Genomic DNA, 12,608 nt, shown 5'->3' with positions numbered 1-12,608 from the left:
GTCGGGGGTCACGAGAACCGAGAATCCGGTACGGAGAGTGTTCGCGCACCGAGGTTTGTACGTACACGAATACCTAGATTCGCCCAGATGGGCGACATTTCGAGTGGTTACGACTACCTAAAGTGAGATTATCTGGGGGCGATGTCGCTCGCGTCACTCGCCTTCTGCGCGGCCACCCAACCGCCGATCTGCGCGCGGGACGAGAAGTCGAGCTTGGTCAGGATGTTCTGCACGTGGCCCTCGACGGTGCGCTGCGCGATCACCAGGCTCTCGGCGATCTCCTTGTTGGTGTTGCCCTGCGCGACCAGCTCCGCGATCTGCTGCTCCCGCCGGGTCAGCGGCATCGGGTGCACGTTGTCCTCGGCGCGCGGCCGCGCGTGCCGCTTGACCTCCAGCGCGAAGTCGACGGTGTGCGCCACCGACAGCTGGTGGCCGCGGTCGAACGCCTCCTGGAAGGCCGACTCGCCGAGCGCGGTCCGGGCCTGCGCCTCGTGCTCGTCGTGGTCGGTGGCGAACCGCGCCCAGAAGCCGGGCGCCGCGCGCACCGCGTCCCACACGGCCGAAGCCGCGCCGAAGAGCCGGGCGGCGCGGTCGTGCCTGCCCTGCTGCTGCGCGATCCAGGCGAGCGTGTCGATGCTGAAGGCGATGCCCAGCCGGTTGTCCAGCTTGCGCTGCAGGCGCAGCGCCTCCTTCGCCGCGGTCTCCGCCCGCTCCAGGTCGCCCCGCCGCGCCTCCACCTGCGCCGACGCCCACAACAGGTACGAGTGCCAGTACAGCTCGCCGAGGCCACCCGACAGCCGGATGCCTTCGGCCAGCACGCCCAGCCCAGCCTCGGGATCCTCGCCCAGGCCCTTGATCAGGCCTAGGCCGAACAGGGCGAACAGCTCGCCGACGGAGATCTCGTGCTTGCGGAACTGGCCCAGCGCGTCCTCCAGCAGCGCGGCGGCCCGCGGCGAGTCGTTCTGGGCGAACGCCGCCATCCCGCGCACCAGCGTCAGATGCGCCTTCTCGGTTTCCTCGCCGCGCTGCGTGGCCAGCACCGTCGCTTGCTCCAGCGTCGGCTGCACGGTCTCCACGTCGCCGTGCAGCAGCGCGAACCAGGCGCTGACCCGCAGCGCGCGCACCCGCTCGGGCATCTCGCGGGGCGTGGTGGCCAGCACCTGGTCGAGCCAGTGCCGGGCTTCGCCGTTGAGGCCGCGGATGCCCCAGTACTGCCACAGGTCGGTGCACATCCGCAGGGCCGCCCCGGCGGTCCCGGGATTCGCCGCGGCCGTGCGCAGTGCCACGCGCAGGTTGCCGTGGTCGCTGCGCAGCCGGTTGACCCAGGCGACCTGGTCCGGGCCGATCCACTCCGCGGCGAAGCGCCCGGCCAGGTCGGCGTACCAGGAGCAGTGCCGCTGCTGCATGGTCTCCAGCTCGCCGAACTCCGCGAGCTTGTCCTGGCCGTACTCGCGCAGGGTGTGCGGCAGCCGGAAGCGGACCTCGCCGCCTTCCTCCTCGCGCATCAGCACGGACTTGTCGACCAGCGAGTGGATCGCGCTGAGCACGTCGGCGTCGGACAGCCCGTTGCCGGCCACGTGCTCGGCGGCGGCCAGGTCGAAGGAGCCGGAGAACACCGACACCCGCGCCCACGTCAGCCGGTCCTGGTCGGAGGCGAGCTCGTAGCTCCAGTCGATCAGCGCGCGCAGCGTCTGCTGCCGGGCCGGTGCGCCGCGGCGGCCCTCGGTGAGCAGGTCGTAGCGCTCGGCCAGGCGCTCTTCGAGCTGCTGCAGCGACAGCGACCGCAGCCGGACGGCCGCCAGCTCGATCGCCAGCGGGTTGCCGTCGAGGTGGTGGCAGAGCCGCATCAGCGCCGTGGCGTTGTCGGCGGTGACCTCGAACTCGGGGACCGCAGCCCTGGCCCGGTCGACGAACAGCCGGACCGAGGCGAACTGCTCGTAGGCCTCCGGCGGCGGCAGGTGCTCGATGTCGGGGACCTGCAGCGGCGGGACGACCAGGGTCGCCTCGCCGGCGATCCCGAGGGACTGCCTGCTGGTGGCCAGCACCCGCACCCCGGGGCACCAGCGCACCACCGCGTCGACCAGCAGCGCGACGTCTTCGATCACGTGCTCGGAGTTGTCCAGCACGAGCAGCATCTCGCGGGACTTGAGCTGCTCGATGATGGTGTCGATGTCCTCCCCGCCGGTGGGGCCGCCGATGCCGAGCTGTTCGATGACCGCGTCGACCACCAGCGAGCCGTCCCGGACGCCCTCGAGCTCGACGCACCAGGACTTGTCCCGGAACGTGCGGCGCATGTTGCCCGCGACCCGCATCGCCAGCCGGGTCTTGCCGACGCCGCCGGGGCCGGTGAGGGTGACCACCCGGGACTCGGCGAGCAGGCGCTTGGTGAGGGTGATCTCGCGACGCCGGCCGACGAAGCTCGTGACGTCGGCCGGGAGGTTGCCCGCTGGCTCCCGCGCACGGGCTCGAGCAGTGGAGACCACGTCCCGAGCTTAACCCGCTGCGCGACCCCTGACCTGGGATCTTGTTCCGGTGCTAGGCCGTGGCCCGGAGCCCGGCGAGCACGATGCGCAGGTTCCGCCGCCACTGGTCGTCGGCGGCGGGCAGCCCGATGGTGCGGTTCCCGGTCATCACCGAGGTGAGGGCGAACGGCACGTCCTGCCACGGCACGTCCCCGCGCACGGCGCCGGCCTGCTGGCAGCGCTCGACGAGCAGCCGGATCTGTTCGCGCAGGTCGGCCAGCGGTTGGTCGAGGGTCAGCGCGCAGTCCGCGCCCAGCGCCTCGTTGATCCCGCAGCTCATCGCGCGCAGCTGCACGAACTCGGCGGCGAAGCTGCAGAACCCGTGCCACGGGTCCGGATCCTGCAGCGCCTGGCGGGCCAGGCCGACGATCTCGTAGATGGTGTCCTCGACCACCGCCTGCAGCAGGGCCTCCCGGGAGGGCACCCGGCGGTAGAAGGTGCCGATCCCGACACCGGCGCTGCGGGCGATCTCGTGCGCGGTCACGCCGACGCCGACCTCGGCGACCGCCTCGCGAGCGGCCACCACGAGCCGCCGCACGTTGCGCTGCGCGTCCGCCCGCGGCGCATCCTCGCTCAGAAGTCGTTCCACCGCGCTCACCGGACCACCCTAGCAACCGGACTTGACGAGTCCGGTTAGACTCCGGGCTGAAACGGACTTGTCGAGTCCGGTTCGTCGGAATGAAACGGACCTCCTAGGTCCGGTTGGAGGATGTCGTGGGCAGGATCAAGGTCGGGATCATCGGGGCCAACCCGGACCAGGGCTGGGCGGGGCGGGCGCACGTCCCGGCGCTGCGCGCGCTCGACCAGTACGAGTTGACCGCCGTCGCGACCAGCAGGGAGGAGAGCGCCCGGCGCGCGGCTGCGGCGTTCGGCGCCGAGCACGCCTTCGCCGACGCGCGTTCGCTGGCCGAGCACCCGGACGTAGATCTGGTCGTCGTCACGGTCCGCGTGCCCAAGCACCTGGAACTCGTCCAGGCGGCGCTGGACGCGGGCAAGCACGTCTACTGCGAGTGGCCGCTGGCGCGCACCACCGAGGAGGCAGAGGTCCTGGTGACAGGCGCCAAGACAGCCGGCGTGCACAACGTGATCGGCCTGCAGGCGCTGTACTCGCCGGCGATCCAGCACGCCCGGGAACTGCTCCTGAAGGGCGCGCTGGGGCGGATCACCTCTGCCGCGGTGCACAGCGCTCGCGGCAAGGGGGCGACGGGGAAGGTGCCGGCCTGGGCCGTCTACACGCTGCAGTCGGCCAATGCCGCCGGACTGTTGGAAGTTCACGGTGGACACGTTCTGTCCGTGCTGGACCACCTGCTCGGCGACATCGCCCGCCTGTCCGCTGAACTGTCCTTGCAGCTCCCGGACCAGGTAGTGGCCGAGACCGGCGAGCCGGTGGCGGTCGACAGCCCGGACCACCTGGTGCTGCACGCCGGGCTGGCCTCCGGTGCGACGCTGTCGGCGAACATCCGCGACGGCGAGGTCGCGGACCCGCGAGTGCTGCTGGAAATCGTTGGCACCGAAGGAAGTCTGGCCATCGCCTCGACCGGCGCGGAAGATCCGCGCGGCACCCAGGTCCAGATGAGCGACCTCGAACTCCGCGTGTCCGCCGAGCCGGGCCGGCCGTGGGAGGCGGTCCAGCTGCCGCCGGTCCGCCCGGTCGCGCAGGAGGCACGCAACGTGGCGGCGGTGTACGAGGACATCGCCGAGGGGCTGCGCACCGGCGAGCAGGTCGCGCCGGACTTCGCTCGCGGCCTCCGCCTGCACCGAGTCCTCGACGCGATCCGGGCCTCGGCGGCCTCCGGCGCCCGCCAGGCGCTCGGCTGAACCGGTTCACGACCTCGACGGAAGGCGCGTTCCCTGGTGGTGGCGCAGCTTCCAGGCGCCGTCCGCGCGGATCCAGATGGCCGTCCGGAGGGAGGCCGAGTCTTCCATCCGCGCGGTGTAGGTCAGCAGGATCGCGTCCGGGCCGAGCCGCACCGGCCGAAGGTCGTCCGCCTGGATCGGCGTCGAACTGCTCGCGCGGGTCGAGCGCACGACCGTCTCGCGGTCCCAGATCGTCCCGGATGCGCCGAACTCGCGGAAGTCCTCGTGCAGCAGCGCCCGCACCGCATCGTCGTCCGCGCGAACCCCGGGGGTGAGCAGTTCGAGCTCGCTGTTGATGACAGTCTCGAAGTCCTCGTCCATGGCTTCCGAGCCTAAGGCCGCGGTCGCGTGAATTTCCGCTCGTGCGGTCGGCGAGTGGCCACAGTGGACTCGCGTGATCCGGGCGAGTGGCGGACGGCTTTTCGCCCGAAGGGGTGGCATATTCCGTGTTGAGTTGGTATATGCCATATGGCGTGCTTACTGTTAGGGCACGCGAGTGACGTTCGCGTCTTTTGAATATCGGTCATCGGGGTCGCAGTCGATGACCGGTTCATGGCTGCGGCGCCTGACCGGCAACCCCCAGGTTCGGTCGGGCGCCGCAGTTCTTTCTCCACCCCCCGGTGCGCGAACGGCGGGCGATCGCGGATCATCGTCGGGGCGAAGGGGGAGGAGCAGTGGGCGGCGACATCGCGGGGCAGAGGTTCGAGGGCTTCGGCAGGGGAGTGGTCGAGTTCTTCGAAGGGCTCGAACGGGTCCAGGCCGGCCTGGTGGATTCGCAGCGAGAGGTGCACGACGCCAAGGCCTACTGGAACGACAACCTCGCGTTCTACCGGGAGCAGGTCCGCGCGCCGATGGAGGCGCTGCTCGCCGAGTTGGAGCCCGAGTTCGGGCCGGGATTCGGGCAGGGCAAGGTCTTCCGGCCGCACCGGGACGTCCGGTTCAGCGCCGACAAGTCGCCCTACAAGACGCACTGCGGCGCCGTGATCGAGCTGGGGCGCGGCGGCGGCGCCTACTACGTCGAGGTCAACGCGGACGGGATGCTCGTCGCCGGGGGCTGCTACCACACCGAGTCCGATCAGCTGGCCCGGTTCCGCGCCGCGGTCGACACCGACATCCACGGCGAGCGGCTGCGGTCGCTGCTGGCCGCGCTCGTCAGGCAGGGCTGGGAGATCGCGGGGGAGACGCTCAAGAGCCGGCCGCGCGGGTTCTCCGCCGGGCATCCCCGGCTGGACCTGCTGCGGCATCGCACGCTCTACGCGTCCCGCGACTGGGAAGCCGACGACGTCCTGCACGAGCGCGCCTGCATCGACCGGGTCCGGCAGTCCTGGAGCGCGGTGCGCGAGCTCAACCAGTGGTGCGCCGACCACATCGGAGTCACCGAGAAGAAGCGTCGCTGACCCGTCGCACCCGCCGCGCCGCCGTGATGAGCGCCCAGCCCGCCGCCGCGCCCGCCACGTCGACCAGGCCGTCGGCGACCTCGCAGCTGCGCCCGATCGGCAGCAGGCCCTGAATGATCTCCGACGCGATCGCGTAGCCGACCAGCACCGGCAGCAGCCGCGACGTCGGGAACCCGGCGATCCGGCCGGTCGCGGCCAGTGCCGCGAACAACGCGAAGTGCACCACCTTGTCGGTGCCCGGCGGCGCGGTCGGCACCCCGGACGCCGGCATGAACAGGATGAGCAGGCTGGCCAGCACCGCGACCCCGAACGGAATCCGGGTGAGCCGGGTTCTGTAATGATCCAGCAACGATCTCCCCGATCGACGTCGACAGGCATGGCTGCGTGCTGCGCGCGTCGGTCAACAGACTACGCTGGCATAACGTGAGTCGACGAGCCAAGATCGTTTGTACCATGGGCCCAGCCACCGCCACACCGGAGAAGATGGCTGAGCTCGTCAGCAGCGGAATGGACGTCGCCCGGCTGAACTTCAGCCACGGCAGCCACGCCGATCACCAGCAGGTCTACGAGATGGTCCGAGCCGCGGCCAAGGAGTCCGGTCGCGCCGTCGGCATCCTGGGCGACCTGCAGGGACCGAAGATCCGACTCGGCAAGTTCGCTGCCGGGCCGGTGGAGTGGCGGACCGGCGACATCGTGCGCATCACGGTCGACGACGTCCAGGGCACCCACGACAGGGTGTCCACCACGTACAAGGGCCTCGCCAACGACGCCAAGGTCGGCGACCGACTCCTGGTCGACGACGGCAAGGTGGGGCTGACCGTCACCGGCGTCGAGGACACCGACGTCATCTGCGAGGTGACGGAAGGTGGTCCGGTTTCGGACAACAAGGGAATTTCCTTGCCGGGCATGGATGTTTCGGTGCCCGCGCTGTCCGAGAAGGACATCGAGGACCTGGAGTTCGCGCTCGAGCTGGGCGTGGACTTCATCGCGCTGTCCTTCGTCCGCAGCCCGGCCGACATCGACCTGGTGCACCAGGTGATGGACCGGGTCGGCCGCCGCGTCCCGGTGATCGCGAAGCTGGAGAAGCCGGAAGCGGTGGACAACCTGGAGGCCATCGTGCTGGCCTTCGACGGCGTCATGGTCGCCCGCGGTGACCTCGGCGTCGAGTTGCCGCTGGAACACGTGCCGCTGGTCCAGAAGAAGGCGATCCGGATCGCGCGGGAGAACGCGAAGCCGGTCATCGTCGCGACCCAGATGCTCGATTCCATGATCAACAACTCGCGTCCGACGCGCGCGGAGACCTCCGACGTCGCCAACGCGGTGCTCGACGGCACCGACGCGGTGATGCTCTCCGGCGAGACCAGCGTCGGCCGCTACCCGATCGAGACCGTCCAGACGATGGCGCGCATCGTCGAAGCGGTCGAGGCGGGATCGACGGCACCGCCGCCGCTGAGCCACGTCCCGCGCACCAAGCGCGGCGTCATCTCCTACGCGGCGCGCGACATCGGCGAACGCCTCAACGCCAAGGCACTGGTGGCCTTCACGCAGTCCGGCGACACCGTGCGCCGGCTCGCCCGGCTGCACACCAGGCTGCCGCTGCTGGCGTTCACCCCCGAGGAATCAGTGCGGAGTCAGCTCGCTCTCACTTGGGGGACGGAGACGTTCTTGGTGCCTAAGGTGGACACCACGGACCAGATGGTGCGGCAGGTGGACCAGTCGATGCTGTCGATCGGCCGATCGCAGCGCGGCGACATGGTCGTCGTCGTCGCGGGCTCGCCGCCCGGCACGGTCGGTTCCACCAACCTCATCCGCGTGCACCGGTTGGGCGAGGAAGACCACGTCTGATCCGCATTCTCGGACGGGAGCCACCCGGCGCTCCCGTCCGGAGATCCGGCGTACAACCCCGAGGAGCGCGCAGTGACCGAAGCTGCCCGAGCCGCCGCGGCCGATCCGGCCGGAACCCACCTGCAGGGCGAGGTTCCGCTCGACGTCAACGGCATGCCGCACGGTCAACCGGTGCTGGACAGCCTGGTCGCGCTGCTCGACCTCGAACGCATCGAGGAGAACATCTTCCGCGGCGTCAGCCCGGCCTCGTCGCCGGTCCGCGTGTTCGGCGGTCAGGTCGCCGGCCAGGCGCTGGTCGCCGCAGGCCGCACGGTGCCGCCGGAACGGCGGGTGCACTCGCTGCACGCCTACTTCATCCGGCCCGGGGACCCGAGCATCCCGATCGTCTACGAGGTGGACCGCACCCGGGACGGCCGGTCGTTCACCACGCGACGAGTGGTCGCCGTGCAGCGCGGCAAGGCGATCTTCTCGCTGTCCGCGTCCTTCCAGGTCGACGAGGACGGCATCGACCACGCCGAGCCCATGCCCGAGGTCCCGGACCCGGAGACGCTGCCGACCTACGGCGAGCAGATCGGCTCGATGATCGAGAAGCTCGGGCGCGCCCAGCCGCGGCCGATCGACGTGCGCTACGTGACCGAGCCGCCGTGGGTGAGCCGCGAGAACGGCCCGCGCGAGGCCCGCAGCCAGGTGTGGATGCGCGCCGACGGCGTGCTGCCCGACGACGACCTGCTGCACGTGTGCATCGCGGCCTTCGCCTCCGACATGACGCTGCTCGACGCGGTGCTGGCCCGGCACGGCGTGTACTGGGGCCTGGACAAGGTCAACGGCGCCAGCCTGGACCACGCGATGTGGTTCCACCGGCGCTTCCGCGCCGACGAGTGGCTGCTCTACGACTGCGCCTCGCCCAGCGCCTCCGGCGCTCGCGGCCTGGCCACCGGCCGGTTCTTCTCCCGCGACGGCCAGCTGGTCGCGACCGTCGTGCAAGAGGGCCTGCTCCGCGTCGGCGATTGATTTCCGCAGTTTCAATTGAAACTGCGGAAATCACCCATCGCCGGACCGGCGGCGGCGCTTCGGGCGCAGCTGCCGCGGCGGCGTCAGCGCTCGCGTGTGCAGCTGCTCCAGCACGATCGAGCTGGTGAAGTGCCGGACCTCGGTGCGGGACGCGAGCTTGTCCACCAGGAACTCCTGCAGGTGCTTGGTATCCGCGACCGCGACGTGCAGCAGGAAGTCCGCCTGACCGCTGACGTGCAGCAGCGAGCGGGTTTCCGGCTGCCCCATCACGAACTCCCGGAACTGGTCGACGACCTGCCGGGTGTGCGGGCGGACGTTGATCGCCACCACCGCCTCCAGCGCCAGCCCCGTCGCCGCCGGGTTGACGTCGATGTGCGACCCGGTGATCACGCCCTGTTCCCGCAGTCGCCGAACCCGTTGCAGGCAGCTGGAAGCCGCCAGCCCGACCCGCTCGGCGAGCGCCCGGTTCGGCAAGGTCGCGTCGTTCTGCAACTCCTCCAGGATCCGCCAGTCAACCGAATCCAGTTCTACAGACTCCTGCACAACCGAACATGCTACGGCGTAGCTGGCAAGACGGCGAACGAACGGCGGAAGATATGGGCAATCCACCGCTGATTCGATTCGAAGGAGCAGTCGTGCACATCGCCTGGGGGTCGTTCCTGCTGGCGCTGCTGGTGATCGTCCTGGTACCGGGGCCGGACTTCGTGCTGGTGACGCGCAACGCCGCCAACGGCGCGCGCTGGGGCTGGCTCGCGGCGGCGGGCGTCACCTGCGGGCTGCTGCTGCACGCGACGGCGGCGACCCTGGGGCTGTCCGCGCTGGTGATGACCGTGCCCGCGGCGCTGCTGGTGGTGAAGGTGATCGGCGTCGCCTACCTGGGCTGGATGGGCCTGCAGATCCTCCGCAAGTCCGGAGCCGTGGCCGGGGCCCCGGAGGTGGACGTGCCCAGTTCCGGCCGCGCCGTCTTCCTGCGCGGGCTGCTGACCGACGTGCTCAACCCGAAGGTCATGCTGACCTTCCTGACGCTGCTGCCGCAGGCCATGGACCCGGCGGCGGAGCCGGTGCAGCAGGCCGCGCTGCTCAGCGGCGTCGCGGTGTCCGCGTTCGCGGCCTGGTGGCTGGTCGTGGTGCCCTCGGTGCAGTGGCTGTCCGCCTTCCTGTCCGACCCGCGCCGGCGGAAGGTCTTCGAGCGGTGCTGCGGCGGTGCGCTGCTGGCCATGGCGACCGCGATCGCCGTCGGCTGATTACCTGTCTGGCGAACTCGTTTTTCGCGACGGTGCGGGTGGCGGCCCCCTGCGGGAGTTGCTGAGGTCTTCACCAAGGACCGGTTGGTTTCCACGTCAGCATTGAGCAGTTCCGTTGACCGCCTGTGATGATCGTGCTTACTCTGCATGATCTGTTTCGAGCGAGCCGAGGGAGCTGCTCATGCGTCGACGGTGGGGACTGGCGTTCGGGCTCGCTGCGGCGCTGGGCGCGTCTGTCGCCTTCGTAGCACCGTCCGGAGCGGCGCCCAGCGGGCCGGACGCGCTGCGCGTCGACCTCGACGACATCCTCGCCGACGAGCGGCTGAACGGGTCGCACGCCGGGGTCGTGGTGCGCGACCCGGCCACCGACGAGGTGCTCTACAGCAGGCAGGCGACCGACCGCGCGACCCCGGCGTCGAACGCGAAGCTGCTCACCTCGGCCGCGGCGCTGGAGGCGCTGGGGCCGGACTACCGGTTCCGCACCGACGTCGTGACCGCCGGGCGGCAGAACGGGCCGGTGCTGCTCGGCGACCTCTACCTGCGCGGCACCGGCGACCCGACGCTGCTCGCCGCCGACTGCGAACGGCTCGCGGAACAGGTTGCGGCGTCCGGGGTTCGGGTCGTGCACGGCCGGTTGCTGGCTGATGACACCTGGTTCGACGACGTGCCGCTGGGCACCGGCTGGGCGTGGGACGACGAGCCGTACTACTACGCCGCACCGGTTTCCGCGCTGACCGCGGCGCCGAACACCGACTTCGACGCCGGGACCGCGCTCGTGCGGGTCAGCCCGACGGTCGAGGGGAGCCGGGCCGAGGTGCGGCTGGAACCGGCCACCGGCGTCGTGCAGATCGACAACCGCACCACCACTTCGGCCGCGGACGGCGAACCCGACGTGACCGTGCAGCGCGACCACGGCGGTTCCCGGGTGGTGGTGACCGGGAACGTGCCAGCCGGGTCGCCGCCGTTCGAAGACTTCACCTCGGTGCCGGATGCGTCCGCGTACGCCGCCGACGTCTTCGCCCGCGCGCTGGCCGCGCACGGCGTGACGATCAAGGGGACGGGGGAGGGGACCGCGCCGGCCGACGCGCGGGCGCTCGCCTCGAGGCAGTCGATGCCGCTGCGGGAACTCCTGGTCCCGTTCCTGAAGCTCAGCAACAACGGGCACGCGGAAGTCCTGGTCAAAGCGATGGGGCGGGAAGCCCGCGGCGAGGGCAGCTGGTCGGCCGGGCTGGAAGTGCTGACCGAGAAGCTGAGCGGCCTCGGCGTGAACCCGGACGTGCTGCGCGTGGTGGACGGCTCCGGTCTGTCCACGATGGACCAGGTGACGCCGGAACAGCTGGCCCTGCTGCTGGACAACGCGCGCGAGCGGCCCTGGTTCCGGTCCTGGTACGACGCGCTGCCGGTCGCCGGGGTAGCGGACCGCATGGTCGGCGGCACGCTCCGCAACCGGATGGGCGGCACCGCGGCGCAGAACAACGTCCACGCCAAGACCGGATCGCTGACCGGGGTCACGTCGCTGTCCGGCTACGTCACCGCCGCCAACGGCCGCGAACTGGTCTTCTCGGTGGTGTTCAACGACTTCCTCGGCGGCTCCCCGCGCGATCTGGAGGACGCGATCGCGATCCGGCTGGCCGAGTACGACGGCGCCGACGACCGGCCGAGCGGCCGGGTGCACGTGCCGAAGTCGCGCACGCACGTCGACGACCCGGGCACGCCGGTCGACGAAAGTGCCCTGGAATGCTCGTGGGTGAAGGCGTGCTGACCCGGAAGGGCTGGTGTGACCCCGGTCTCAGGGAAGGCTAAGGGGCATTCCGGAGACCGGGGCGCGGTTACGCCGGTAGCGTGAACGGGGTCAAGCCAGCACGCATGCCGAGGAGCCCGTCCCGTGACCTTCATCAGCGACATTCTGGCAGTCGTCGGAGGCTTGCCGAAGCCGCTATTGGTACTGGTGACCGGCGCATTGGTGCTCGGCGAATGCACCCTCGGCCTGGGCTTCCTGGTGCCCGGCGAGAGCGGCCTGCTGATCGCCTCGGCGGCGGTGACCGACGTCGGGTTCTTCATCCTGCTGGCCTCCGTCGTCGCGGTGTGCGCGGCGGTCGGCGACAACATCGGATTCTGGCTCGGGCGCCGCTACCGGCTGAAGATGCGCGAGACGAAGGTGGTGCGCAAGCTCGGCCAGAAGCACTGGGACCGGGCCGGGGAGCTGCTGTGCAAGTGGGGCGTGGGGGCCGTGCTGGTGGCGCGGTTCCTGCCGGTGGTGCGGACCCTGATGCCGGCCGCGGCCGGGGCGAGCGGCATGTCGTACGCGCGGTTCTTCGTGTCGTCGTTGATCGGGGCGATCGCCTGGTCCGCGACGCATGTGAGCATCGGATGGGCCGCCGGGGCTTCGGCGAAGTACATCGAGGAGATGCTGGGGCGGGCCAGTTGGGTGCTGGTCGTTGTCGTGGTGCTTGTCGGGGTGGGGGTTTGGTACGCCAAGCGGCGGCGGTCGCAGCGGGCCGTTGCGGCTTCGGAGGCTGGGGTGGATGGCGAGCTGGAGGACGTTGAGTCTGCGGCTTGATTCTGGGGGTTGTTGGGCGGGCTCTTGGGTTGGCTTCCCGGGGGCCTGTTCTTTTTTGGTTGTGGGTTGGGACCTTCAGAGGTTTGGTGTGTTTTGGGGCCATCCCCGCGATGGGTGGATTGTGGGGGCTGCGGGCCGGAGGTCAAGCCCGGCCTGGCGGCCGCCCCTTCGG

Annotated in this window: 12 protein-coding genes; 7 read left to right on the top strand and 5 right to left on the bottom strand. The window is 70.6% G+C overall.

Annotated elements, in window-relative coordinates:
- Positions 1-128: 128 nt before the first annotated feature.
- Positions 129-2,483 carry a LuxR C-terminal-related transcriptional regulator gene (locus AB0H93_RS28685; protein WP_358576483.1) on the bottom strand — a complete coding sequence of 785 codons (2,355 nt, stop codon included), beginning with the start codon at positions 2,481-2,483 and terminating at the stop codon, positions 129-131.
- Between the two features lie 52 nt (positions 2,484-2,535).
- Positions 2,536-3,120 (bottom strand): TetR/AcrR family transcriptional regulator, encoded by a 585-nt coding sequence (locus AB0H93_RS28680; protein WP_358576482.1) that lies wholly within the window; start codon positions 3,118-3,120, stop codon positions 2,536-2,538.
- A gap of 116 nt (positions 3,121-3,236) precedes the next feature.
- Between AB0H93_RS28680 and AB0H93_RS28675 the strand changes: the two genes are divergently transcribed.
- Complete coding sequence (locus AB0H93_RS28675) at positions 3,237-4,340, top strand: Gfo/Idh/MocA family oxidoreductase (RefSeq protein WP_358576481.1); 1,104 nt, start codon at positions 3,237-3,239, stop codon at positions 4,338-4,340.
- A 6-nt stretch (positions 4,341-4,346) separates the two neighbouring features.
- Here the strand turns inward: AB0H93_RS28675 and AB0H93_RS28670 are convergent, their stop codons facing one another.
- Entirely contained in the window at positions 4,347-4,700 is a 354-nt protein-coding gene (locus AB0H93_RS28670; protein WP_358576480.1) for a DUF4440 domain-containing protein, read from the bottom strand.
- Between the two features lie 353 nt (positions 4,701-5,053).
- On the opposite strand from AB0H93_RS28670, the gene AB0H93_RS28665 reads away from it, so the two are divergent.
- Positions 5,054-5,776 (top strand): DUF2461 domain-containing protein, encoded by a 723-nt coding sequence (locus AB0H93_RS28665; RefSeq protein WP_358576478.1) that lies wholly within the window; start codon positions 5,054-5,056, stop codon positions 5,774-5,776.
- Here the strand turns inward: AB0H93_RS28665 and AB0H93_RS28660 are convergent.
- Positions 5,754-6,125: a VanZ family protein gene (locus AB0H93_RS28660; protein WP_358576477.1), complete on the bottom strand. Its 372-nt coding sequence runs from the start codon at positions 6,123-6,125 to the stop codon at positions 5,754-5,756. The two genes, AB0H93_RS28665 and AB0H93_RS28660, sit on opposite strands and share 23 nt — an antisense overlap.
- A gap of 74 nt (positions 6,126-6,199) precedes the next feature.
- Here AB0H93_RS28660 and pyk point away from each other — a divergent pair, with 74 nt between their 5' ends.
- A complete protein-coding gene (gene pyk / locus AB0H93_RS28655) occupies positions 6,200-7,621 on the top strand; it encodes a pyruvate kinase (protein ID WP_358576475.1) in 1,422 nt (473 codons plus the stop codon).
- Positions 7,622-7,693: 72 nt separating this feature from the next.
- Complete coding sequence (tesB, locus tag AB0H93_RS28650) at positions 7,694-8,632, top strand: acyl-CoA thioesterase II (RefSeq protein WP_358576474.1); 939 nt, start codon at positions 7,694-7,696, stop codon at positions 8,630-8,632.
- A 30-nt stretch (positions 8,633-8,662) separates the two neighbouring features.
- Here tesB and AB0H93_RS28645 read toward each other — a convergent pair whose 3' ends face one another.
- Entirely contained in the window at positions 8,663-9,175 is a 513-nt protein-coding gene (locus AB0H93_RS28645) for an Lrp/AsnC family transcriptional regulator (protein ID WP_358576472.1), read from the bottom strand.
- Between the two features lie 92 nt (positions 9,176-9,267).
- On the opposite strand from AB0H93_RS28645, the gene AB0H93_RS28640 reads away from it, so the two are divergent.
- The 3 genes from AB0H93_RS28640 to AB0H93_RS28630 all read left to right on the top strand — a co-directional run bounded on the left by AB0H93_RS28640 (position 9,268) and on the right by AB0H93_RS28630 (position 12,436).
- Positions 9,268-9,876, top strand: a complete 609-nt coding sequence (locus AB0H93_RS28640; protein ID WP_358576471.1) for a LysE family translocator — start codon at positions 9,268-9,270, stop codon at positions 9,874-9,876.
- Positions 9,877-10,057: 181 nt separating this feature from the next.
- Entirely contained in the window at positions 10,058-11,638 is a 1,581-nt protein-coding gene (gene dacB / locus AB0H93_RS28635) for a D-alanyl-D-alanine carboxypeptidase/D-alanyl-D-alanine-endopeptidase (RefSeq protein ID WP_358576469.1), read from the top strand.
- Positions 11,639-11,761: 123 nt separating this feature from the next.
- Positions 11,762-12,436: a DedA family protein gene (locus AB0H93_RS28630; RefSeq protein WP_358576468.1), complete on the top strand. Its 675-nt coding sequence runs from the start codon at positions 11,762-11,764 to the stop codon at positions 12,434-12,436.
- The last annotated feature ends 172 nt before the right edge of the window (positions 12,437-12,608 follow it).

Source organism: Saccharopolyspora sp. NPDC050642 (assembly GCF_040654735.1).
Classification (GTDB): Bacteria; Actinomycetota; Actinomycetes; order Mycobacteriales; family Pseudonocardiaceae; genus Saccharopolyspora; species Saccharopolyspora elongata.
The sequence above is the reverse complement of the archived record's forward strand: the minus strand, read 5'-3'. Positions and strand labels throughout refer to the sequence as shown.